At 74.0% G+C, this 22,473-nt stretch carries 21 protein-coding genes, 1 tRNA gene and 2 pseudogenes; 11 read left to right on the top strand and 13 right to left on the bottom strand.

All coding sequences use genetic code 11. From position 1 onward, the window contains the following. Positions 1 to 143: 143 nt before the first annotated feature. Positions 144 to 647 (bottom strand): gluconokinase, encoded by a 504-nt coding sequence (locus tag AB0O07_RS29580; protein WP_365638918.1) that lies wholly within the window; start codon positions 645 to 647, stop codon positions 144 to 146. Between the two features lie 260 nt (positions 648 to 907). On the opposite strand from AB0O07_RS29580, the gene AB0O07_RS29575 reads away from it, so the two are divergent. Continuing rightward, entirely contained in the window at positions 908 to 1,993 is a 1,086-nt protein-coding gene (locus AB0O07_RS29575; protein WP_365638916.1) for an S-(hydroxymethyl)mycothiol dehydrogenase, read from the top strand. Then, the gene (locus AB0O07_RS29570; RefSeq protein WP_365638914.1) at positions 1,993 to 2,622 is read left to right on the top strand and encodes an MBL fold metallo-hydrolase; all 630 of its coding nucleotides are present in this window, start codon (positions 1,993 to 1,995) and stop codon (positions 2,620 to 2,622) included. The genes AB0O07_RS29575 and AB0O07_RS29570 overlap by 1 nt, the downstream gene beginning before the upstream one ends. 48 nt (positions 2,623 to 2,670) lie before the next feature. On the opposite strand, the gene AB0O07_RS29565 is transcribed toward AB0O07_RS29570, so the two are convergent. Further along, on the bottom strand, positions 2,671 to 3,666 hold the full coding sequence (locus tag AB0O07_RS29565; RefSeq protein WP_365638911.1) for a pseudouridine synthase: 996 nt from the start codon (positions 3,664 to 3,666) through the stop codon (positions 2,671 to 2,673). 174 nt (positions 3,667 to 3,840) lie between these two features. Here AB0O07_RS29565 and AB0O07_RS29560 point away from each other — a divergent pair, with 174 nt between their 5' ends. Next, positions 3,841 to 4,719, top strand: a complete 879-nt coding sequence (locus AB0O07_RS29560; protein WP_365638908.1) for a DMT family transporter — start codon at positions 3,841 to 3,843, stop codon at positions 4,717 to 4,719. Between the two features lie 39 nt (positions 4,720 to 4,758). Here the strand turns inward: AB0O07_RS29560 and ribA are convergent, their stop codons facing one another. Further along, on the bottom strand, positions 4,759 to 5,466 hold the full coding sequence (gene ribA / locus AB0O07_RS29555) for a GTP cyclohydrolase II (protein WP_365638905.1): 708 nt from the start codon (positions 5,464 to 5,466) through the stop codon (positions 4,759 to 4,761). Positions 5,467 to 5,642: 176 nt separating this feature from the next. On the opposite strand from ribA, the gene AB0O07_RS29550 reads away from it, so the two are divergent. Both AB0O07_RS29550 and AB0O07_RS29545 read left to right on the top strand, forming a co-directional pair. Further along, complete coding sequence (locus AB0O07_RS29550) at positions 5,643 to 6,392, top strand: creatininase family protein (protein WP_365638902.1); 750 nt, start codon at positions 5,643 to 5,645, stop codon at positions 6,390 to 6,392. After that, positions 6,389 to 7,084, top strand: a pseudogene (locus tag AB0O07_RS29545) (RibD family protein); the annotation flags it as partial. The gene AB0O07_RS29550 and the pseudogene AB0O07_RS29545, both read left to right, overlap by 4 nt. A 168-nt stretch (positions 7,085 to 7,252) precedes the next feature. Here AB0O07_RS29545 and AB0O07_RS29540 read toward each other — a convergent pair. The 5 genes and pseudogenes from AB0O07_RS29540 to AB0O07_RS29520 all read right to left on the bottom strand — a co-directional run. After that, positions 7,253 to 8,167: pseudogene (locus AB0O07_RS29540) on the bottom strand (lysylphosphatidylglycerol synthase transmembrane domain-containing protein); the annotation flags it as partial. Between the two features lie 80 nt (positions 8,168 to 8,247). Beyond that, positions 8,248 to 9,132: a methyltransferase domain-containing protein gene (locus AB0O07_RS29535; RefSeq protein WP_365638900.1), complete on the bottom strand. Its 885-nt coding sequence runs from the start codon at positions 9,130 to 9,132 to the stop codon at positions 8,248 to 8,250. Then, a complete protein-coding gene (locus tag AB0O07_RS29530) occupies positions 9,129 to 10,199 on the bottom strand; it encodes a glycosyltransferase family 4 protein (RefSeq protein WP_365639194.1) in 1,071 nt (356 codons plus the stop codon). Before AB0O07_RS29530 ends, AB0O07_RS29535 begins: the two co-directional genes overlap by 4 nt. 77 nt (positions 10,200 to 10,276) lie before the next feature. Continuing rightward, complete coding sequence (locus AB0O07_RS29525; protein ID WP_365638898.1) at positions 10,277 to 10,675, bottom strand: 6-carboxytetrahydropterin synthase; 399 nt, start codon at positions 10,673 to 10,675, stop codon at positions 10,277 to 10,279. Between the two features lie 146 nt (positions 10,676 to 10,821). Next, positions 10,822 to 11,811 (bottom strand): dehydrogenase, encoded by a 990-nt coding sequence (locus AB0O07_RS29520; protein WP_365638895.1) that lies wholly within the window; start codon positions 11,809 to 11,811, stop codon positions 10,822 to 10,824. 107 nt (positions 11,812 to 11,918) lie between these two features. Here AB0O07_RS29520 and AB0O07_RS29515 point away from each other — a divergent pair, with 107 nt between their 5' ends. Beyond that, a complete protein-coding gene (locus AB0O07_RS29515; protein WP_365638893.1) occupies positions 11,919 to 12,851 on the top strand; it encodes a CDP-alcohol phosphatidyltransferase family protein in 933 nt (310 codons plus the stop codon). On the opposite strand, the gene AB0O07_RS29510 is transcribed toward AB0O07_RS29515, so the two are convergent. Together AB0O07_RS29510 and AB0O07_RS29505 are read right to left on the bottom strand one after the other, a co-directional pair. Next, positions 12,839 to 13,858 (bottom strand): DUF5954 family protein, encoded by a 1,020-nt coding sequence (locus AB0O07_RS29510; protein ID WP_365638890.1) that lies wholly within the window; start codon positions 13,856 to 13,858, stop codon positions 12,839 to 12,841. The two genes, AB0O07_RS29515 and AB0O07_RS29510, sit on opposite strands and share 13 nt — an antisense overlap. 107 nt (positions 13,859 to 13,965) lie before the next feature. Then, positions 13,966 to 14,053 (bottom strand) — tRNA-Leu (locus AB0O07_RS29505). A gap of 208 nt (positions 14,054 to 14,261) precedes the next feature. Here AB0O07_RS29505 and AB0O07_RS29500 point away from each other — a divergent pair. The 3 genes from AB0O07_RS29500 to AB0O07_RS29490 all read left to right on the top strand — a co-directional run bounded on the left by AB0O07_RS29500 (position 14,262) and on the right by AB0O07_RS29490 (position 16,965). Continuing rightward, complete coding sequence (locus AB0O07_RS29500; protein ID WP_365638889.1) at positions 14,262 to 15,587, top strand: M20/M25/M40 family metallo-hydrolase; 1,326 nt, start codon at positions 14,262 to 14,264, stop codon at positions 15,585 to 15,587. 173 nt (positions 15,588 to 15,760) lie between these two features. Continuing rightward, positions 15,761 to 15,994: a chaplin ChpH gene (chpH, locus tag AB0O07_RS29495; RefSeq protein WP_365638887.1), complete on the top strand. Its 234-nt coding sequence runs from the start codon at positions 15,761 to 15,763 to the stop codon at positions 15,992 to 15,994. Positions 15,995 to 16,134: 140 nt separating this feature from the next. Continuing rightward, positions 16,135 to 16,965 (top strand): chaplin family protein, encoded by an 831-nt coding sequence (locus AB0O07_RS29490; RefSeq protein WP_365638885.1) that lies wholly within the window; start codon positions 16,135 to 16,137, stop codon positions 16,963 to 16,965. Between the two features lie 68 nt (positions 16,966 to 17,033). On the opposite strand, the gene AB0O07_RS29485 is transcribed toward AB0O07_RS29490, so the two are convergent. Beyond that, positions 17,034 to 17,222, bottom strand: a complete 189-nt coding sequence (locus AB0O07_RS29485; protein ID WP_114625034.1) for a DUF5703 family protein — start codon at positions 17,220 to 17,222, stop codon at positions 17,034 to 17,036. Between the two features lie 47 nt (positions 17,223 to 17,269). Between AB0O07_RS29485 and AB0O07_RS29480 the strand changes: the two genes are divergently transcribed. Then, complete coding sequence (locus AB0O07_RS29480; protein WP_365638882.1) at positions 17,270 to 17,929, top strand: hypothetical protein; 660 nt, start codon at positions 17,270 to 17,272, stop codon at positions 17,927 to 17,929. A gap of 69 nt (positions 17,930 to 17,998) precedes the next feature. Here the strand turns inward: AB0O07_RS29480 and AB0O07_RS29475 are convergent, their stop codons facing one another. Further along, complete coding sequence (locus AB0O07_RS29475; protein ID WP_365638880.1) at positions 17,999 to 20,245, bottom strand: helix-hairpin-helix domain-containing protein; 2,247 nt, start codon at positions 20,243 to 20,245, stop codon at positions 17,999 to 18,001. After that, on the bottom strand, positions 20,242 to 21,225 hold the full coding sequence (locus tag AB0O07_RS29470) for an aldo/keto reductase (protein WP_365638878.1): 984 nt from the start codon (positions 21,223 to 21,225) through the stop codon (positions 20,242 to 20,244). The genes AB0O07_RS29475 and AB0O07_RS29470 overlap by 4 nt, the downstream gene beginning before the upstream one ends. A 161-nt stretch (positions 21,226 to 21,386) precedes the next feature. Here AB0O07_RS29470 and AB0O07_RS29465 point away from each other — a divergent pair, with 161 nt between their 5' ends. Beyond that, complete coding sequence (locus AB0O07_RS29465; RefSeq protein ID WP_365638875.1) at positions 21,387 to 22,439, top strand: LLM class F420-dependent oxidoreductase; 1,053 nt, start codon at positions 21,387 to 21,389, stop codon at positions 22,437 to 22,439. Positions 22,440 to 22,473: the final 34 nt, after the last annotated feature.

Genomic DNA, 22,473 nt, shown 5'->3' with positions numbered 1-22,473 from the left:
AGTGACCGTACGGGTCGGAGTGACCGTACGGGACGGAGTGACCGTACGGGACGGAAAGGCGACGCCCCTCCAGGTCCCGCAGGCCCCGCCGCCCCTCCGGGCCCCACCGCCCCGGCAGCCCCCTCAGCGAGCCCGTCGCCCCCTCACAGCGCCCGCAGCGCCTCCACCGACCGCGCCACGATCTCCTCCGGCGTGCCCTCCACCCCGACGGCGACGCCCCGCTCCCCGTCCTCCAGCGGCTCCAACGTCGCGAACTGCGAGTCGAGCAGCGCGGTCGGCATGAAATGCCCCAGCCGCGCCGCCATCCGCCGCCCGACCACCTCCCGGTCGCCGTCCAGATGGAGGAAGACCAGGCCGGGCGCGGCCGCCCGCAGCCGGTCCCGGTAGACGCGCCTGAGCGCGGAACAGGTGATCACCCCGCCGCGCCCCGCCCGGCCCGCCGCCCACGCGCCGACCGTGTCGAGCCAGGGCCACCGGTCCGCGTCCTCCAGCGGCGTCCCCGCGGACATCTTGGCGATGTTCTCCGGCGGGTGGAGGTCGTCGCCCTCGGCGTACGGGACGCCCAGCGCGGCGGCGAGCAGGGTGCCGACGGCCGTCTTGCCGGTGCCTGCCACGCCCATCACCACGACGACGTAAGGGGTGCTCATATCCTGCCTCGCTGTTCTCGGCGGCCCCGGGCACCTCCCCGGACCGTAATCCCGTACGCCACCCAAACCCATGTCGTACGTCAGGATCAAGAGCCGGTGGACCCGGCCGCCGCCCCGGCCGGCCCGGCCGCCGCCGCCCCGGCCACCCCTTCCGTCACCGCGAGGCCGCGCGACACGGGATAGTGGGGGACGGAACGGGACGCCCGCCGGCGCCCCGGATACCCGTATGTCATCAGGTATGACGAAAGGCAGGTCCTGGCATGGCGCAGCAGGTGCAAGGGGTCATCGCTCCCGGGAAGAACGAGCCGGTACGGGTCGAGACGATCGTCGTGCCCGATCCGGGCCCCGGTGAGGCCGTGGTCCAGGTGCAGGCGTGCGGTGTCTGCCACACCGACCTGCACTACAAGCAGGGCGGGATCAACGACGAGTTCCCCTTCCTCCTCGGCCATGAGGCGGCCGGAGTGGTGGAAGCGGTCGGCGCCGGCGTCACCGACGTGGCCCCCGGCGACTTCGTGATCCTCAACTGGCGTGCGGTGTGCGGCAACTGCCGGGCCTGCCGGCGTGGCCGCCCGCAGTACTGTTTCGCCACCCACAACGCCCGGCAGAAGATGACGCTGACCGACGGCACGGAGCTCTCCCCGGCGCTAGGCATCGGTGCCTTCGCCGAGAAGACCCTCGTCGCCGCCGGCCAGTGCACCAAGGTCGACCCGTCGGTCTCGCCGGCCGTCGCGGGCCTCCTCGGCTGCGGGGTGATGGCGGGCATCGGCGCCGCCATCAACACCGGCCAGGTCGGCCGGGGCGACTCCGTCGCGGTCATCGGCTGCGGCGGGGTCGGCGACGCGGCGATCGTCGGCGCCCGGCTCGCGGGCGCGGCGAAGATCATCGCGGTGGACATCGACGACCGCAAGCTGGCGCAGGCCGAGACGATGGGCGCCACCCACTCCGTCAACTCCCGCTCCGCCGACCCCGTCGAGGCGATCCGCGAGCTGACCGGCGGCAACGGCGCCGATGTCGTCATCGAGGCGGTCGGCCGCCCCGAGACGTACCAGCAGGCGTTCTACGCCCGCGACCTGGCCGGCACCGTCGTCCTCGTCGGCGTGCCCACCCCCGAGATGAAGCTCGAACTGCCGCTCCTCGACGTCTTCGGCCGGGGCGGCGCCCTCAAGTCGTCCTGGTACGGCGACTGCCTGCCCTCCCGGGACTTCCCGATGCTGATCGACCTCCACCAGCAGGGCCGGATCGACCTCGCCGCGTTCGTCACCGAGACCATCGCCCTCGACGAGGTGGAGAAGGCGTTCGAGCGGATGCACGGCGGCGACGTCCTGCGCTCGGTGGTGACGTTCTGATGACCGTAAGCATCGACCACCTGGTCACCTCGGGGACCTTCGCGCTCGACGGCGGTACCTGGGACGTCGACAACAACGTCTGGATCGTCGGCGACGACAGCGAGGCGATCGTCATCGACGCCGCCCACGACGCAGCCGCCATCGAGGCCGCGCTCCAGGGCCGTACCCTCCGCGCGATCGTCTGCACCCACGCCCACAACGACCACATCGACGCGGCCCCCGCGCTCGCCGCCGCCACCGGTGCTCCGATCCTGCTCCACCCGGACGACCTGCCGCTCTGGAAGCAGACCCACCCCGAGCGGCTGCCGGACGGCGAACTCACCGACGGCGGTACGGTCACCGTCGGGGGCACCACCCTCACCGTGCTCCACACTCCGGGGCACGCGCCGGGCGCGGTGTGTCTGTACGCCCCTGAACTGGCGACGGTCTTCACCGGCGACACGCTCTTCCAGGGCGGCCCCGGCGCCACCGGACGGTCGTTCTCGCACTTCCCGACCATCATCGACTCGATCAGGGACCGGCTCCTCGCGCTGCCGCCCGAGACGGTGGTCCGCACCGGACACGGGGACACGACCACCATCGGCGCCGAGGCGCCCCATCTGGCGGAGTGGATCCAGCGCGGCCACTGAAGGCCGGCCACTGAAGACCGGCGACTGAAGGCCGGCCACTGAGGCCGGTCAGCGGGCCGGCGGCAACGGGGCCAGCCGCAGCCGGCTCTCGAACCGCCGCTCGGCCCCGGTCAGCGGGTCGGTGAACTCCAGCACCCTGGCGAGGAGCTGGAGCGGCCGGCCGTAGTCCTCGCCACCGGGGCCGCCGGAGCCGCCGGCCCCGGCCGTGGTGGGCTCCTGGACGACCGGATAGACCGGGTCGTCCAGGAGCGGCAGCCCGAGCCCGCACATATGGACCCGTAGCTGGTGGGTGCGGCCGGTGACCGGCACCAGCCGGTACCGCCCGTACCCGCCCCGGTGCTCCAGCAGCTCGATCCGGCTCTCCGCGTTCGGCTCCCCGGCCGCCTCCCGGGCCGCGAGCACCCCGCGTTCCTTCTCGATCCGGCCGCGCACGGTCACCGGAAGCGGCACCGCCGGATCGTACGGCGCGACCCCCTCGTACTCCTTCCGCACCCGCCGCTCCGCGAAGAGCCGCTGGTACGCGCCCCGGTCGCGGGCCCGTACGACGAAGAGCACCAGCCCCGCCGTCAGCCGGTCGAGCCGGTGCGCGGGCTGGAGCTCCGGCAGGGCGAGGTCACGGCGGAGCCGGGCCTGCGCGGTCTCGGTGACATGGCCCCCGCGCGGCGTGGTGGCGAGGAAGTGCGGCTTGTCCGCGACGACGATCCGCTCGTCCCGGTACACGATCCCGATCTCGAACGGCACCCGCTCCTCCGGAACGGGGTCCCGGTGGAACCAGACATACCGCCCCGCGGCGTACGGCTCCTCCGCGCCCACGGGCCCGTGCTCCCCGTGGAACCGGCCCTCCCGCACCATCGCGGCGACCCGCTCGGCGCCGACCGCGCCCCCGTACCGGGCCACCAGATACGCCCGTACGGTCGGCCACGTCCCGTCGGCCCCAGCGGTCCCGCCGGTCCCGTCGGTGTGCGGCAGCCGCAGCCGTACGGGATCGACCCCGTCCCGCTGGGGGAGGGGCGAGGGCGGCGGGGCGGGATGTCTGCGGACCACGGGGCCCCAGCGTACCGGCGCGGCGGGGGAGCCGAGAGGGAGCGGGAACAGCGGGGGAGCGGAGGGGGTGGCGGGGGCGCCAAGTACCCCGCCGTCACCCGTTTACCCCCGCGACCTGCGGTGCGGCCCGTCGATGAGAGCCGATCCGGTGGCGGGCGCCCCCATGATGGCCCGGTGATCAGTGTTCTGTTCGCCGTGCTCACCGCCCTCAGCAACGGCTCCGCCGCCGTGCTCCAGCGCCGCGCCGCCGCCACCGTCCCCGACACCCAGGCGATGCGGCTCTCGCTGATCGGGCGGCTGGTGCGCAAGCCGGTGTGGCTGGCGGGGATCGGCCTGGTGCTGGTGGCCGCGGGGTGCCAGGCGGTGGCGCTCGCCACCGGGCCGATCGCCGTGGTGCAGCCGATCTTCGTGATCGAACTGCCCGCCACGCTGCTGATCGCGGCCCGGGTCTTCCAGGTCCGGCTGGACCGCTCCGTACGGTACGGGGCCGCCGCCGTCACCTGCGGGCTCGCTCTCGGTCTCGCCTCGGCGGCCCCCGGCGGCGGCTCCGAACAGGTGCACGGGGCCGCCTGGATCGGGGCGCTGCTCTGCACCGGAGCGTTCGAGGCGGTGGTGATCGGGGCGGCGCTGCGGCTGCGCGGCAACCCGCGCGCCGCGCTGCTCGGCCTCGCCGCCGCCTGCGGTTACGCGCTGACCGCCGCCCTGATGAAGGACGCGGTGGCCCGGCTGGACAGCGGCGGGGCGGGCGCGCTCTTCACCTGCTGGCAGCTCTACGCGATGGCCGTCGCCGGGGTGGGGGCGCTCTTCCTGCTCCAGAACGCCCTCCAGGCCGGGACGCTGGCCGCCTCGCAGCCGATGCTCACCCTCGGGGACGCGCTGATCAGCGTCGCGTACGGGGTGACGCTCTTCGGCGAGAGCCTGCGCACCGGCTGGTGGCTGCTGCCCCAGCTCGCCGGCGTCGCGCTGATCGCCGCCGGGTGTGTGACCCTGGCCCGCTCCCCCCTGGCCGGCGGCACGCCGCCGGCGGCTGTTCGGCGGACCAGGGTCCGCTGAACGGCCGCCGGGCGGGGGCGCGGAGGCGTGAGGCGGCGGTCAGCCGGAGCGGTCCGCCGCCGCGTCCACCGGGACACCCGGGACGTCCGGGACGCTCTCCCGGACGATCCCGTCCAGATGTGGCAGATCGTGGTCCAGCCGCTCCCGCTTGGTCCGTAGATACGGCAGGTTCTCCTCGCGCGGCGGGATCAGCAGCGGCACCCGCTCCGCGATCTTGATGCCATGGCGGAGCAACGCCTCGCTCTTGCGCGGGTTGTTCGACAGCAGCCGCACCGAGAGCACCCCCAGATCGTGCAGCATGTCCGCGGCCACCTGGTAGTCCCGCGCATCGGCCGGCAGCCCCAGCGCGAGGTTCGCCTCCACCGTGTCCAGCCCCTCCGACTGGAGCTGCATCGCCCGCAACTTCGCCAGCAGGCCGATCCCGCGCCCCTCGTGGCCCTGAAGGTAGATCAGCACGCCTCTGCCCTCGCGGGCGATGGCGTCCAGCGCCGCACCGAGCTGCTCACCGCACTCACAGTGCTTGGAGCCGAACGCGTCCCCGGTCAGACACTCCGAATGCACCCGGGCAAGGGCCCCTTCGCCCGTGACATCGCCATAAACCAAGGCTATTTGTTCATCGCCGCGATTACGGTCCAGGTAGCCGACTGCGAGAAAGTCTCCGTGCACGGTGGACAGCCGTACTTTCGCCGCTCGTTCGACACCTGATGAACGAGCACTGCCGAGACGCACGCCATCACTGTCTGTCATGCGCCAATCATATCTGCTCAACCCCCTTCCCGGGTACGGGAAGAAAGGTAAAACGGCATCAACCCACGGTAGCGTTCATCACGTTCGGACGATCACCGGACCATTCCCGCGTAGTCTGCTCCCGGTGACGCGCACCGAAACGCGTGCGACGCACGGAGAAAGAGAGGCCGGAAACAATGAACGGTCAGGGAACGCCCCCCGTGGCGTCCGATCCGCTGCCCCCGGAGACCACCGAGGACGTCCGGGCCGCCCGCCCGGCCGCCGCGATCCTGCCGGTCGGCAGCTTCGAACAGCACGGCGCCCACCTGCCGTTGACCACCGACACCATCGTGGCCTGCGCCATCGCCCGCCGCATAGCCGCCGCTCACCCGGTGCTGACGCTCCCGCCGGTCACCGTCTCCTGCTCCCACGAACACGCCGACTGGCCCGGCACGGTCTCGCTCTCCGCGGCCACCCTGCACGCCGTGGTGGGCGACATCGCGGCATCGCTGCGCCGCTCCGGAATAAAATCCCTGATTCTGGTGAACGCGCACGGCGGCAATTACGTACTGCGCAACGTCGTCCAGGAATCCGCGGGCAGCGGAACACGTATGGCGCTTTTCCCCGGTTCCGCCGACTGGGAGACGGCGAGAACCAGAGCCGGGGTGGAGACCTCCGCGCACACCGATATGCACGCGGGAGAAGTCGAGACATCCATCCTGCTGCACGACCGTCCCGAACTCGTGCGCCCCGGATATGAGACCGCCGATTGGATCGCCGACGACCGGAGACATCTCCTCACCCTCGGTATGGCCGCCTATACCGGGACCGGTGTCATCGGCCGTCCTTCCCGGTCCTCCGCCGGTAAAGGAAAGGAACTGCTGGCCGCGCTGGCCGATTCCTTCGGCGCCACACTCGCCCTGCTCACCCGCGAGGAGTCCCGATGACCGGCCACCCGCCCGCCGCCGGACCGCCCGGACCCTCCGGAAGCGGCCCCGCCCTGGACACCGAAGCCGCCTGGGAAGTGCTCCGTACGGTCCGCACCGAGGCCGAGGCCGAGGCCGCCGGGCTCCGCAGGGACACCACCGGACGCCCGTACTGGCACCGGAACGCCACCCCCGGCGCCCAGGAACTCGCCGACCGCTATCTGCCGCTCTGCCTCGCCGGACCGCGCCTCACCTTCGCCCAGCTCGGCCAGAGCCTCGACGGGTTCATCGCGACCCGCACCGGCGACGCCGACTATGTCACCGGCGCGGAGGACCGCCGTCATCTCCACCGCCTGCGCGCACTCGCCGACGCCGTCGTCGTCGGCGCCGGAACGGCCGTCGCCGACGACCCCCGGCTCACCGTCCGGGCCTGTACCGGGACCCATCCGGTACGGGTGGTCCTCGACCCGCACCGCAGGGTGCCGCCACATCGCAAGGTCTTCACCGACGGCTCAGCCCCCACCCTGTGGGTGGTGGCCGCCGGCCAGGACGGGCACCCCGCCCCGGCCCCCGGCGGCCCCGGTGTCGACGTGCTCACCCTCCCGGACACCGCCGCGTTCGCCCCCGCCCGGCTGGTCGAGGAGCTGGCCCGCCGGGGCCTCGGCCGGGTGCTGGTCGAGGGCGGCGGCGTCACCGTCTCCCGCTTCCTGAGCGAGAACGCCCTGCACCGGCTGTACGTCACCGTCGCGCCGCTCCTCCTCGGCGACGGCGTCCCCGGACTCCGCTTCCCCGGCACCCCCGTCCTCCGCGACGCGCCGCGCCCCCCGACGCGGCGCGCCCTCCTCGGCGAGGACACCCTCTTCGAACTCGACCTGACGGCGCCGCACCCCGGCCCACCCCTGGGCGACGAGCACCCCGAGCCCCGGCAGGCTCGCGGCGAGCGAGAGCACCCCGTACACCACGGCCACGGTCAGCCCCTGGGCGGCGCCCAGACCGGCGGCCCCGAACGCCCAGGCGGTGGCGCCCTCCCGGGGCCCCCAGCCGCCGACGTTCAGCGGTAGCGCCATCGCCAGCAGCGCCAGCACCATCAGCGGCAGCAGCTCGGCCGCCGGCGCCGTCACCCCGGAGCTCCTGGCGGCGAGCAGGAACGTCGCCAGGAACCCGGCGGGCACCACCACCGACGCCGCCACCACCCCCGGCCAGACCCCCCGCGCCAGCACCCCGGCCCGGATCTCCGCGAGCGCCGCCCGCGCCGCACGGCGCCGCCGCGACACCCCGGGCGCCGCCCGCAGCCGCCACCAGGCCACCGCCACCCCGGCCGCCACCACCGCGCCCACCGCCAGGACCGCCGGGGCACGCACCGCCTCCGCCACCGCGCCGCGCGCCGCCGCCGGGGCCGCCGACGGCCAGAGGGCGAGCACCGCCACCCCCGCCGTCACCAGCACCACCTGGCCCGCGACCCGCTCCAGGACCACCGCACGGACCCCCCGGCCGACATCGCCGGTGGAGCGCCCGTGCCGTACCGCCCGGTGCACATCGCCCAGCACCCCGCCGGGGAGCGCCGCGTTGAGGAAGAGCGCCCGGTAGTAGTCCGCCACCGCCCGCCCCAGCGGCAGCCGGATCCCCAGCCCCCGGGCCACCAGACACCACCGCCAGGCGCTGAGCACCGTGGTGAGCGCCCCGATCCCGAGCGCCGCCAGCACCGTCACCCCGTCGATCCCGCGCACCCCGGCCACCAACGGCCCGGTCCCCAGCCGCCACACCAGCACCCCGAGGATCACCACCCCCAAGGCCATCCCGACCCGCCCCCGCACCAGCGCACCGAGCCGCCTCAGCACCCGGGCCGGGAAGCGCACCACCGGCGGCGCCGTGCTGGTCACGCGGCGCCCCCGGGGCGGGGGAGCGAGGGCAGGGCCAGCAGATCGCTGTGGTGCACGACCACCCGCAACGCGCCCGCCTCGCACTGCTCCAGACGGCGCCGCAGATACGGCTCGGCGCGCTCCGCCAGCTCGGGCCGCTGCTCGCACGCCGCGCCGACCCACCCCCGCAGCCACTCGGCGGCCAGCGCCGACTCGGCCGCGCCGAGCCGCCACGGGCTCGCGTGCACCCGTACGGTCGCACCGCACCGCGCGAAGGCCGCCGCCGCCACCGCGACCGCGTCCGGGCCGAGCAGCGTCCTGCCGTGGTCGGCCCGGCGCTGATGGGCGTTGAACGCCTCGGCCACCTCCGCGTCGAGCGGCTCCGCCGGGGTCAGCTCCACCCGCCCCACCACCGAGAGCGCGAAGAGCGCCGGACACCCCGCCCCCGCACAGGCCGCGGCGAGCCCGTCCACCTCCTCCCGGGTCAACACGTCCAGCAGCGCCGACGCCGTCACCAGCGAGGCACCCGCCAGTCCGTCCGCCGTCAGCTCCGCGAGATCGCGCCGCTCGGTCGCGACCGTCACCCGGCTGCCGTCCGCCGCCGTACGGGGCGTCCGCGCCGCCGCCAGCTCCAGCAGCTCCGGGTCGTGGTCGTGCAGCACCCAGTGCTGCGGCCCGTCCAGCCGGGGCGCCAGCCACCGCCCCATCGAACCGGTGCCGCACCCCAGGTCATGGACGACCAGCGAGCGTTCACCGTCGCGCGAGAGCCCCCAGGCCAGTCTGGAGCGGAGCGCGCCGAGGAGCTCCGTCGCGCGCGCCGCGCCGTCGGGTCCCTCGCGCAGCTCCAGCCACGCCGGGGCGTAGCGGGTCGCTTCCGAACGCGGAGCTTCTGAGGTGGTCACGCGGCCCTCCCGGTTTCCTGACGGAGCTGGTCCAGCGCACCGGCCAGCCTCCGTGATGTCGTTCCCCACCCGGCCAGCACGGCGCGCCGGTCCCGCGCGGCGGCGGCCAGCTCCCGCCGTACCACCGGCTCGGTGAGCCAGCCACGGAGCGCCGCCGTGAGCGTGTCCTGGTCGCCCGGGGGGACGAGCACCCCCGGAACGGTGCCGTCCGGTGCCCGCCCGACCGCCTCGGGCACCCCGCCCACGCCGGTCGCCACCACCGGCACCCCGTGCGCCAGCGCCTCGGTCACCGCCATGCCGTATGTCTCCGCCGCCGAGGCCAGCACCAGCAGATCGGTGGCGGCGTACCGGGCGGCCAGCGCCTCCCCGGCGAGCGGCCCGGTCAGCCGGATCCGCTCACCCAGACCGTGCCGGGCGATCAGCGCCCGTACCTCGGCGACATATCCCGGATCCTGGCCGAGGCCGCCGGCGAGGACACAGCTCCACTCCAGCCCGGCCAGCTCCGCCAGCGCCTCCACCAGCCGGAGCTGGCCCTTCCGGGGGGAGACGGTGGCCACACAGAGCAGCCGCGAGCCCGCCGCCGAGCCGGTCGCGAGCGGCGCCGGATCCGCGCCCGGCGCCGCGACATGGACCCGCTCGGCGTCCAGCCCGTGATGACGTACGAGCCGGCGCGCCGCCCACTCACTGGTCGCCACCACGGCCGGGACGGCCCGCAGCGTACGGCGCTCGCACGCGTCCAGCGCCGAGGCCACCGCCGGATCGAGCCCGGTCTCGTCGGCCAGCGGCAGATGCACCAGCACCGCCGCCCGCAGCCGCCCGGCCGCCGGTACGACGACCTCGGGCACCCCGCAGGCGACGAGACCGTCGAGCAGCACGACCTCGCCGTCCGCGAACCCGGCGAGCAGCCGGGCCAGTCCGGTACGGGCCGCCTCGCCAGGACGGGGCCAGGTACCCGCGACGGTGTGCTCCACCACCCGCCACCCCGCCCCGGCCAGTCCCCGGCAGACCCGCCGGTCGTAGGTGTTGCCGCCGCTCGGCGCCGCGGGGTCGTCGACACCACCGGGCATGACCACCCGCACCACCCGGCCGGCGCGCTCCGGGCGCGCGACCGGCGGCACGGCGGCCTCGGGGGCGTCGGCGCCGGTCACAGGGCGCGCTCGTAACTCGCCCACGCGACATGCGACTCGTGCAGCGTGACCTGGATCGCCGCCAGCTCGCGCGCCCCCTCGCCCAGCTTCCCTGCGTGCACCCGCTCGGCGAGCCGGTCCGCGATGATCCTGGCCAGCGCCTCGGTCGAGGTGTTCACCCCGGCGAGCTCCGGCTCCTCGTCCAGGTTGCGGTACGTCAGTCCCGCGACCACCTCGCCGAGTTCCCGGGTGGCGAGGCCGATGTCGACCACGATGCTGTCGGCGTCCAGCTCGGCACGGCGGAAGGTGGCGTCCACGAGAAAGGTCGCCCCGTGCAGCTTCTGCGCGGGCCCGAAGACCTCACCGCGCAGACTGTGGGCGATCATGATGTGGTCGCGGACGGTGATGCTGAACAACGAAACCCTCCAGGTGCGGCAGCTCCACCCCGGCCCGCTCGGCCGAGGCATTGCTGAGTAGTACGTCCGCCCCGCCCACCCCGTTCAGCCGACTTTCGGCCAGCCACCTCCGGCGACCCGCGAGATCCGGCCACGCGGGCCTCCGGTCACCCGGCCGCGTCCGCTCCGTACACCACCCGGTGGCAGAGGCCCGGCAGCTCCCCGGAGGCGAGCGCCGGGAGGACCTTCGGCAGCTCGTCGAAGCCGCACTCGCCCGTGATCAGCGCGTCGAACACGGGGTCCGCCAGCAGCTCCAGGCTCAGGGCGAGCCGGTCGGCATAGCTCCGGCGACCCGCGCGGGCCGGGGAGACCGTGCCGACCTGGCTGGCCCGGAGGGTCAGCCGCCGGGAGTGGAACGCCTCGCCCAGCGGCACCGCGATCCGCCGGTCGCCGTACCAGCTCAGCTCCACCACCGTGCCCTCCGGCGCGAGCAGTTCCAGCGACCGGGCGAGCCCGGCCTCGCTCGCGCTCGCGTGCACCACCAGGTCGCACCCCTCCCGCGCCGCGCCCGGCAGCGCGAACTCCACCCCGAGCGCCTCGGCGACCGCCGCCCGCGCCGGGTCCGCGTCGACCAACTGGACCCGTACCCCCGGGAAACGGGCGAGCAGCGCGGCGACCGAACACCCCACCATCCCGCCGCCGACCACCGCGACCCGGTCCCCGAGCAGCGGCGCCGCGTCCCACACCGCGTTCACCGCGGTCTCCACCGTCCCGGCGAGCACCGCCCGCCCGGCCGGCACCTCCTCCGGTACGGGGGTCACCGAGGCCGCCGGGACCACATACCGGGTCTGGTGCGGATAGAGGCAGAAGACGGTCCGGCCGCGCAGATCGGACGGACCCTCCTCGACCACTCCGACATTGAGATAGCCGTACTTGACCGGCCCGGGGAACGCCCCGTCCTGGAACGGCGCCCGCATCACGGTGTGCTGACTGGGCGGCACCTCACCACGGAAGACCAGACTCTCCGTCCCCCTGCTGATCCCGGAGCAGACCGTCCGCACCAGCACCTCGCCCTCGCCCGGATCCGGAACCTCCACCTCCCGTATCTCGCCCTGGCCGGGTGAGCGGAGCCAGAAGGCGCGTGCGGCGCGCTTCATCAAAGTCCTCCTGAACGCTGGGGTGACGGGGCACGTTCTTAGTTCACGAGGCCGCGCACGGTACGCGGCGCCCATTCGACTCTGTCACACGCCCGGAGGGTGCAACGGTGGCCCTGAACGACACGTACCACCTGAACGACACGTACCACGTGAACCGCCGATACGACCTGGACCACCGGCTGGACCACCGGTACGACAACCGCGGTTACGACCCGCGCGGGACCCGCCCGGCCCGGCTCCTCCCGCACACGGGAGCACTCCGGGCGCTCCGGCGTACGGGCGCGCTCCGTCAGGAGACCGCCGTCGGCGCGGGCGCCCAACTGCTGCTCCTGGCGCTGCTCGACGCGGCCACCGGCCTGGGCGCGGCCGGCTGGCTGACCGGATCGGCCTTCACGGTCGGTATCTGGGCCGTGCTCACCCGGGCGCTCGCCCGCACCCGCCCCGGCCCCTTCGGCGCGGCGAACGGGGTCACCCTCGCCCGCGCCACCCTGGTCGGCGGGGTGACCGCGCTGGTCGCGGACTCCTTCACCCGCCCCGCCCCGGTCGCGGTGCTGGCGACGCTCACCACGGTCGCGCTGATCCTGGACGCGGTCGACGGCCAGGTGGCCCGGCGCACCGGCTGCGTCTCCTCGCTCGGCGCCCGCTTCGACATGGAGGTCGACGCCTTCCTGATCCTGGTGCTCAGCGCCTATGTCGCCCAGTCGCTCGGCCCCTGGGCGCTGCTGATCGGCGCGATGCGGTACGTCTTCGTCGCCGCGGCCCGGGTCCAGCCCTGGCTGAGCGGCGCGCTCCCGCCGAGCATGGCCCGCAAGACGGTCGCCGCCCTCCAGGGCGTCGCCCTCCTGGTGGCGACGGCGGACATCCTCCCCGCCCCGGCCTCCTACGCCGTGGTCCTCCTCGCACTGGCGACGCTGACCTGGTCCTTCGCCCGCGACATCACCTGGCTGTGGCGCACCGCCCGGACCCGGACCACCGTTCCCCACACCGCCCCCACCCCCCTCCTCGTGCCCTTCCCCCCTCGGTCGTCTCAGTCGTCGTAGTCCAGGTTCCCGTCCTCGTCCATGGTCGGATGCATCTTCATGGGCTCGTAGGCGTCCCGGTCGGACGGACGGGGCGGCTCGGGACCGTCGGGCCCGGTCCGCATCAGCCGCTCGATCCGGCAGATCCGGAACCGCGCCTCGCCCACCAGGACCTCGTTGGCCCGGCCCGCCGCCCGGAACTCCTCGGCGGCCGCCGCGTATACCTCCCGCTCGTGGTCCTCGATCTGCCGCAGCCGGAGCCAGATGTCGGTCATCCCGAGATAGAGCGTGCGCCGCGCCTCGTGCGGGGTGGGCATCAGCGAACCCCTCGGCCGCCACCCCTTGTCGTAGTGTTCCGTCACACCGAAACCGACGGGCAGCAGCACGATCCCGGGGTGCGTGGTGACCGCGCGCTCCGAGTCCTCCCGTACGTCGTCGGGGAAGCGCGCGCCGGCGTACGCGAACGGCGCGAGCCCCAGCCGCAGCGCGGCCACCGCGGGACCGGTGTCGGTGTACGCGGGGTCCAGCACATAGCCGATGTCCGGCGACGCGGGGAGCTGCCCCATGTCCCAGGAGAGATCGGCGGGTTCCCGGTCCGTCGGCCGGGGCGGCTCCAGGCCGTCCTCCGCGCTCCGGGCGAACTGGTCACCCCGTACCACCCGGTAGCGCACCCCCAGCACCTCCAGCTCGTCGGCGCGCTCCCGCTCCAGCACCGCCACCGCCGCCAGCAGCGCACGGCGCTCGCCTCGGCTGCCGGCCTCGTCCTTCGCCTTGAACCAGAGATACGAGTGCAACGCGTCCCGCGCCTGCTGCGGCGTCCCGTCCCCCACCTCGATCAGCAGCCGCCAGTGCGGATCGACCCGGCTGTCCTGCGCGGCCACCCCGAACACCGGCCCCCGGACCGCGAGATGCGGATAGCGCAGCGACGCGTCGATCGCATCCGCCTCGGCCACCCACGCGGCCGGATCGTCCCGCTCCACCATCACGGCATGGAGCCGGTCCAGTTGTTGCTTCCAGTCATCGTCCATGCACACATTGTTGTGTCCGGCGGGGTCCCGTACGTCCCGAACGCTCCAACTCGCCGCACCGCCTGCCGCCAAAAACAGAAAAACCCCAGATCAACTGGGGTTTCTGCTGGTGTCCGAGGGGGGACTTGAACCCCCACGCCCGATAAAGGGCACTAGCACCTCAAGCTAGCGCGTCTGCCATTCCGCCACCCGGACAAGGTGTCTGCCGGGCGGCTCTCGGCCGTTCCGACGTGGAAAACCATAGCAAACATTCGACGGTGCCCGATCACACCCGGAGGGTGTGACGGCGCTGTGACGGCACCGTGGCGGAGGGGGTCCGGCCTTGGAGCGGGGCGGGCCGAGGGGCAGGATGGAGGGCACCACCAGCGAGGATCACCAGCGACGAACCGTGGGAGTGAGCAGCGTGAGCGAGACGGACACGGGCAGGGCCGTATCGGGCGAGGACGAGGTCGTCGACCTCTGCCGGGACCTGATCCGGATCGACACCAGCAACTACGGGGACCACTCGGGCCCCGGCGAGCGGGCCGCCGCCGAGTACGTCGCGGAGAAGCTCGCCGAGGTGGGGCTCGAACCGAAGATCTTCGAGTCCCACCCCGGCCGCGCCTCCACCGTGGCCAGGATCGAGGGCGAGGACCCCTCCCGGCCCGCGCTGCTCATCCACGGGCACACCGACGTCGTCCCGGCCAACGCCGCGGACTGGACGCACGACCCGTTCTCCGGGGAGATCGCGGACGGCTGTGTCTGGGGGCGGGGCGCCGTCGACATGAAGGACATGGACGCGATGACCCTGGCGGTCGTCCGTGACCGGATGCGCAGCGGCCGCAAGCCCCCGCGCGACATCGTGCTGGCCTTCCTCGCGGACGAGGAGGCGGGCGGCACCTACGGGGCGCGGTATCTGGTCGACCACCACCCGGAGCTCTTCGAGGGGGTCACGGAGGCGATCAGCGAGGTCGGCGGCTTCTCCTTCACCGTCAACGAGAACCTGCGGCTCTACCTGGTCGAGACGGCCCAGAAGGGCATGCACTGGATGCGGCTGACGGTGGACGGCACCGCGGGCCACGGCTCGATGACCAACAACGACAACGCGATCACCGAGCTGTGCGAGGCCGTCGGCAGACTCGGCCGCCACCAGTGGCCGGTGCGGGTGACCAAGACCGTACGGTCCTTCCTGGACGAGCTCTCCGACGCGCTGGGCACCCCGCTCGACCCGGAGGACATGGAGGCCACCCTCGCCAAGCTCGGCGGCATCGCGAAGATGGTCGGCGCCACCCTGCGGAACTCCGCGGCCCCCACCATGCTCGGTGCCGGGTACAAGGTGAACGTCATCCCCGGCCAGGCCACGGCCCATGTGGACGGGCGGTTCCTGCCCGGGTACGAGGAGGAGTTCCTCGCCGACATCGACCGCATCCTCGGCCCGCGCGTCCGGCGCGAGGACGTGCACGGCGACAAGGCGCTGGAGACCAGCTTCGACGGGAAGCTGGTGGACGCCATGCAGAGCGCGCTCGTGGCGGAGGACCCGATCGCGCGGGCCGTCCCGTACATGCTCTCCGGCGGCACCGACGCCAAGTCCTTCGACGACCTCGGGATCCGCGGCTTCGGCTTCGCGCCGCTCAAGCTCCCGCCGGAGCTGGACTTCGCCGGGATGTTCCACGGGGTGGACGAGCGGGTTCCGGTCGACGGCCTGACCTTCGGGGTGCGGGTCCTCGACCGGTTCATCGACGCGAGCTGACCGGGTGCCACCGGGGTGCCGGGAGAGCCGAGTGGCCCAATGGGGAATCGTCCACCTGTGCGTGATCGACTGAGAAGAGTGAATGCGCTCATAGGCTCGTAGCCTCATTACTTCCCCCTCGTTACAGATGTGCGGTCCGCGGCTGGGACCGCGTTTGCCAACAAGGAGGAAGAATGATCAAGAAGGTCGTCGCTGCTGCGGCAGTCACTGGTGGTCTGGTGCTCGCGGGTGCGGGCATGGCCGTCGCGGACGCGGGTGCGCAGGGCGCCGCCATCGGTTCCCCCGGTGTGCTCTCGGGCAACGTCGTGCAGGTTCCGGTCCACGTTCCGGTGAACGTGTGCGGGAACACCGTCAACATCATCGGGCTGCTGAACCCCGCCTTCGGCAACGTCTGCGTCAACAAGTGACGTCGTGACCCTCACCTCGTGAGGGTCTGAGTCCGAGCGGCCCCGGAGCGCGTGCCATGTGCTCCGGGGCCGCTGGGCATCCTGCCCCGGCACCGATGCCCAGGGGCAGTCCCGCAAGGCAGAAGGCAGGGATCGAAGCTATGAGACAGGTCACGCGCAAGGGCCTGATCACCGTGGCGGCGGCGGGCGGCGTGCTCGCGCTCGGCGGTGGCTACGCGCACGCGGACGCGGGGGCCGGCGCCACCGCCGCGAACTCACCGGGTGTGCTGTCGGGGAACAACGTCCAGGTGCCGGTGCATGTGCCGGTCAACGTGTGCGGCAACACGGTGGACGTCGTCGGGGTGCTGAACCCGGCCTTCGGCAACAAGTGCGGCAACTTCTCGGGCAAGCCGTCCGGTGGTCACGGGTCCGGCGGCGGGTACGGGGACGACGGCGGCGGATACGGCGGGGGAGCGCACGCGGGCGGCGGCTCGCACCAGGGCGGCTCGCACCCCGGCGGCCACCCCGGTTCCTCCGGCGGCGGCTCCCACACGGGCGGCGGCGCTGTCGACTCGCCCGGGGTCGGCTCCGGCAACTCCGTCGAGGTGCCGATCGACGTCCCCGTGAACGTCTGCGGGAACAGCGTCGACCTGGTCGGGCTCCTCAACCCGACCTTCGGCAACCACTGCGAGACCGGTGAGCACCCCGCCCCGCCGGCCCCCGGACCCGAGCACCCCGGTGAGCCGGCGAAGCCGCCGGTCACGCCGGTCACCCCGGCCACCCCCGGACCGCCCACCGAGACCCGGACGATCACCACCCCGGAGAGCCCGCGCGAGCAGGCGCCCGTGGCGCGCCCCGCGGCCGTCACCCAGCCCCGGGGCACCGACGTCCTCGCCTCGACCGGCGCGGGCGACCTCATCGGGATCGGGCTCCCGGCGGGCGCCGGACTGCTCCTCGCGGGCACCGTCCTGTACCGCCGCGCCCGCGCGTAGGCGACCGACGGTACCGGGCCGTACGAACAGGGGCGGGCTCCGCGGCAGCGGGGCCCGCCCCGACGCGTTCACCAGGTGGCGCGCACCTGGCGGATGATGCGCCGGCGCAACCGCACTCTGCGGCTGCCGTCCCGGTGCAGGCTCAGACGGTCCAGTTCCCAGTGCCCGTACTCGGCGTGGTCGGTCAGCAGACGGGCCGCGTCCTTGCGGGAGACCCCGCGCGGCACGTACACATCGACAAATTCGTATTCCGGCATCGCATCTATTGTGCGGGCAGAGCCCCGGTACGGATAGCGTCTGCACTATGTCTGATGCTGCGCAGCCCATCGCTGCCGAGGTACGCGCCGCCGCCGAGGCGGTGAAGGTCGCCCTGGACCGCCACCTCGCCGCGGTCGAACACCGCACGGGTGACGATGACCCGGCCGTCTCCGACGCGTTCAACGCCCTCGCCGTGGCGGCGGAGATCTACGACGAACGGCTCTACCACCGGTACGACGAGGTCACCCCCTTCGAGATCCCCGACCCGGACGACTCCCTGCCCCCGTACAACGGTCCCGAGGAGCCGAACGCCCTCAGCGTGCTGATCCGGCGCGACTACGCGGTGGTGGAGCCGCAGCGGCTGCTCGCACAGGCACAGCGCATCGCCGACGCCGAAGGTGACACCGACACCGTGGGGATCGTGGGCGGCAGTGTGCACGCCGCGCTCGGTGTGCTCTTCGGCGAGTACGAACCCGACGAGATCGCCACCCGGCACAAGGAGTTCGGCCTGGCGGAGGGCGACTCCACCCTCTGGGTGGCCGCCGCCGACGACCTCCCGGAACCGGGCGAATGGCTCTCCGCCCCCTTCGACCAGGCCGACCCCCAGCAGGTCGTCTGCCGCTTCGACGTCAGCGCCGTCTTCGACGACAACGACTTCGACGACCACGGCGCCGACCTGGACGACCTGGAGGAACAGGACGCCTGACCCGCCCCTCCCGGCCCCTCCCTCACTGCGGAGGGGCCGGGGGCGGGAGGGGAAGCGGCTCCGGCCGGGTCAGCCCGGCTGGTCCGCCGGGGCCAGGAGCGATTCCACCTGGGTGCGCAGGCGGGTGGTGCGGTCCTGGGCCGGGATCTCGGCGACGGCCTTCGGCAATGCCTGATCGACGCCGTGGACCACCGAGAGGTGGCGCTCGCCCCGGCTGAAGGCGGTGTAGACCCAGGGGCGGCTCAGACCGTCCTTCGCGTCGCCGGGGAGCACCACGACCGCCGCGGGCCAGCGCATCCCGGCCGCCTGATGCGCGGTGAGGGCCCAGCCGTGGCGTACGGCACGCTCCACCCGTTCCCTCGGGACGGTGAACGCCGTCTCCCCGTACGCCAGCCGCAGCCCCTCCGCGTCGGCGGAGACCACCGTGGCCTGGAGGGTCCGCCCGGGGGCCGGGACATACGCGACCCGGTCCCCGGGGTCGAAGCCGCCGAAGCGGCCGGGGCCCGGGTTGAGCCGCTGCTTCAGCGCCGCGTTGAGCGCGCGGGTGCCCGCGGAGCCGCCATGGCCGACCGTGATCACCTGGGTCTCCCCGGCCTCCGTACCGAAGGCGCGGGGGACCGACTCCGCGACCAACTGCACGGTACGGTGCACCGCCTCGCCCGCGTCCCGCACCGGGACGATCACGACCTCCCGGTCCGCCGCCGCCACCTGGTTCAGCTCGCCGATGCCGATCCCCGAGACCAGCTCGCCGATCGGGCCCGGGTCCGGGGTGCGGGAGACGACCCGGGGGCAGACCCCGGCGGCCAGCAGATCGGCGAAGACCCGGCCCGGGCCCGCCGACCAGAGCACGGCCGGGTCGCCGCCGAGCACCAGCCGTCCGCCGTCCGCCACCGACTCGACCAGCAGCGCGGCCCGCTCCACATCGAGCTGCGGCGCGTCCAGCACGACCAGGAGGTCGAGGGCGAACAGGCCCTCGGCGTCCCGGCCCGGGCCCTCGCCGCCGTCGAGCAGGCCCGCCACCGTGACCACGTCCGCGCCGCACCCCGCCAGCCGGTCCCGGCCGTTCTCGCTGTGCGTCGCGACGGCCGCGCGGAGCCCGAGCGCATGTGCGGCCACCGCCAGCGCGACCGGCTCGGCACGCGCCGCCTCCCCGCCCTCGTGCACCACGAGCCCATGGCCGGCCACCGCCCGGATCAGCTCGGCCGCCGACGGCGAGGGGGCGCCCGCCGCGGCCTCCTCCCAGGACGCGGTCCGCACGGTCTTCGCCAGCCGGGCGAGCCCCTCGGCCAGGCTCTCCTCGGCCAGCGCGAAGCGGTCGAGACCCAGCAGCACCGGAGCCTCCGCCCCCGGGACGGCCACGCCTTCCGGGTCCTCCCCGGGTTCCCCCGCACCCTCCTCGGCCGCGCCCCCCTCCAGGGCTTCCCCGCCCTCCGGGAACTCCAGGACCAGGGACTCCTCCACCGCCTGCCGTACCGCCCCCTCCGGGTCCGGCACACCATGGCCGGCCAGTGCGTCCCGTACCGCCGACGCCGCCAGCACCGTATGGCCCTGGCGCGCGGCCCGCTCCAGCACCCGGCTCACCAGCGCACCGGCCCTGCGCTCGTCCCCGGGGCCGCAGCCTTCGCCCAGCAGCGCCCGCGCGAACCCGTCCGCCTGCCCGGGGGAGACCTCGTCCACGGCCAGCAGCAGCCAGGGGTTCTCGCGCAGCTCCTCGGCGGCCCGCTCGCCGAGCGCCTCGCAGACCTGCCCCGCCAGCGCCTCGGGCGCGCCCCCGGCCGCCAGCACCTTCCGTACGGCGGCCACCGCCTCCAGCGGCGCGGTACGCGGCTCCGGCGGCCGTGGCGGGGCCTCGGGCCGGGACTGCCGGGCCACCGGCGCGGGCGGCGGGGCGACGGGCGCTGCCGGGCGGAGCAGGCCCGGGTCGACCGGCTTGCCGCTCTCCACGGCCCGTACCGCCGCGAGCAGATCGGCGGCGGGCCCGCTCAGCTTCCCCCCGGCCGCGATGGGCCCGGCGCGCTCCGCCTTCCGCCGCGCGATCCGCTCCCGCAGCTCCCGCTGCGCCGCCAGCTCGGCCTGCGCCTCGGACGGGGCTGCCCCGTCAGCGGCCTCGGCGGCCTCGCTCGCGGCCCCCGCCCCGGGCGAGCCGTCCCCGGCGGTCCCGGCCCCGTCGCCGGTGGCGTCGGCCGCCCCGCTCGCGGAACCGGCGGTGCCGGAACCGGAACCGGCCGCCTCACCCGCAGGCGCGGCGCCCCGGGCCGCCGCCCCGGCCTCCGGCTCCGTCGTGCCCTCGGCGGCGGGGTCGCGCTCCGTACTCACAGCGTGCTCCAGTCCTGGTCGGGATAGCGGTGCACGGGCGCCGACACATCGTCGAGCGCCTGGCAGATCTCGTCAGGAAGACTAAGGCTCTCCACTGACAACGCGTCCGCGAGCTGCCGCGCGTTGCGCGCGCCGACGATCGGCGCCACCACCCCGGGCCGGTCCCTGACCCATGCCAGCGAGACCTCCAGCGGCGTCGTCGCGAGCCCGTCCGCCGCCGTCGCGACCGCGTCCACGATCCGGCCCGCCGCCGCGTCCAGATAGGGCTCCACGAAGGGCGCCATCTGCTCCGACGCGCCCCGCGAACCGCTCGGCGTGCCGTGCCGGTATTTCCCCGTCAGGACGCCCCTGCCGAGCGGCGAGGAAGGCAGCAGCCCGACCTCCAGATCGATCGCCGCGGGCAGCACCTCGCGCTCCACCCCGCGCTGGAGCAGCGAGTACTCCATCTGTGTGCTGGCCAGCCGGGTCCGGGTACCGGGCGCGGCGAGCTGCCAGGTGGCGGCCTTGGCGAGCTGCCAGCCGCAGTAGTTCGACACCCCGGCGTACCGCGCGCGCCCGGTGCTGACCGCGATGTCCAGCGCGTGCAGCGTCTCGTCGAGCGGGGTGCCGGTGTCGAAGGCGTGTATCTGCCAGAGGTCCACATAGTCCGTGCCGAGCCGCTCCAGCGACGCGTCCAGCGCGCCGAGCAGATGCCCGCGCGAGCCGTCGAAGCGGCGGTACGGATCGGGCACGCTGCCCGCCTTCGTCGCGATGACCAGGTCCCGGCGCGGGACCAGCCGCTCGACCAGTTGCCCCAGGAGGTACTCGGACTCCCCGCCGCCGTAGACGTCCGCCGTGTCGACCAGCGTGCCGCCCGCCTCCCAGAAGAGCTTCAACTGATCGGCGGCGTCCTGCTCGTCGGTGTCCCTGCCCCAGGTCAGGGTGCCGAGCCCGATCCGGGACACGCGCAGGCCGGTACGGCCGAGATGCCTCTGCTCCATGCGACGTGAGATTACTGGCCGGGACACCGAGCACGGAGAGCCTGTGGACAACCGGGCCCCTGACGGATCCCCGTGTCGCGCGCTAGAGTCCCGGAACAGGGACGTTACTCATCGGTAATCGGTCGCCGGATACCGACGCACACATCGGCAAAGGAGTGGTTATGCGGCTCGGCATCAACCTCGGGTACTGGGGCGCCGGCATGGACGGTGACAACCTCGCCGTCGCACAGGAGGCCGACCGGCTCGGCTACGACGTCTGCTGGGCCGCCGAGGCGTACGGCTCCGACGCCCCCACCGTGCTGAGCTGGGTCGCCGCCCAGACCCGCACCATCGACGTCGGCTCCGCCATCCTCCAGATCCCCGCCCGCCAGCCCGCGATGACCGCCATGACGGCGGCCACCCTCGACACGCTCTCCGGCGGCCGGTTCCGGCTCGGCCTCGGCGTCTCGGGGCCGCAGGTCTCCGAGGGCTGGTACGGCGTCACCTTCGACAAGCCCCTCGCCCGCACCCGCGAGTACGTCGAGATCGTCCGCCGGGCCATGACCCGCGAACGCCTCGTCTACGAGGGCGAGCACTGGACGCTGCCGCTCCCCGGCGGCCCCGGCAAGCCGCTCAGGCTCACCGTGCACCCGCAGCGCGAGCACATCCCCCTCTACATCGCCGCGATCGGCCCCAGGAACCTGGAGCAGACCGGCGAGATCGCCGACGGCGCGCTGCTGATCTTCCCCGCCGCCGAACATCTCGCCGAGACGGCGATCCGCCCGCTGCGCGCGGGCCGTGAGAAGGCCGGGCTCACCATGGAGGGCTTCGACGTCTGCCCCACCGTGCCGCTCGCGCTCGGCGACGACATCACGGCGCTGGCCGACGTCTTCCGCCCGTACACCGCCCTCTACGTGGGCGGCATGGGCAGCCGGAAGCAGAACTTCTACAACCAGCTCGCCGGGCGCATGGGGTACGAGAAGGAGGCCGCCGAGATCCAGGACAAGTACCTCGCCGGCGACAAGACGGGCGCCGCGGCGGCGGTCCCGCACGAGCTGATCGACTCGACCACCCTGCTCGGTCCCGTCGAGCGGATCGCCGACCGGATGGCCGCCTACGCCGACGCCGGGGTCACCACCCTCACCATCTCGCCGGCCGGCTTCACCCTGGACGAGCGGATCGCCGCCCTCCGCGCCGGGACCGAGGCCCTGGAGCGCGCCGGCCTCGCCGCGTAGCACCGCGCCGTACGACCGGAGCGGCGACCGGAGC

This window comes from Streptomyces sp. NPDC093085, from assembly GCF_040683935.1.
Taxonomy (GTDB): Bacteria; Actinomycetota; Actinomycetes; order Streptomycetales; family Streptomycetaceae; genus Streptomyces.
The sequence above is the reverse complement of the archived record's forward strand: the minus strand, read 5'-3'. Positions and strand labels throughout refer to the sequence as shown.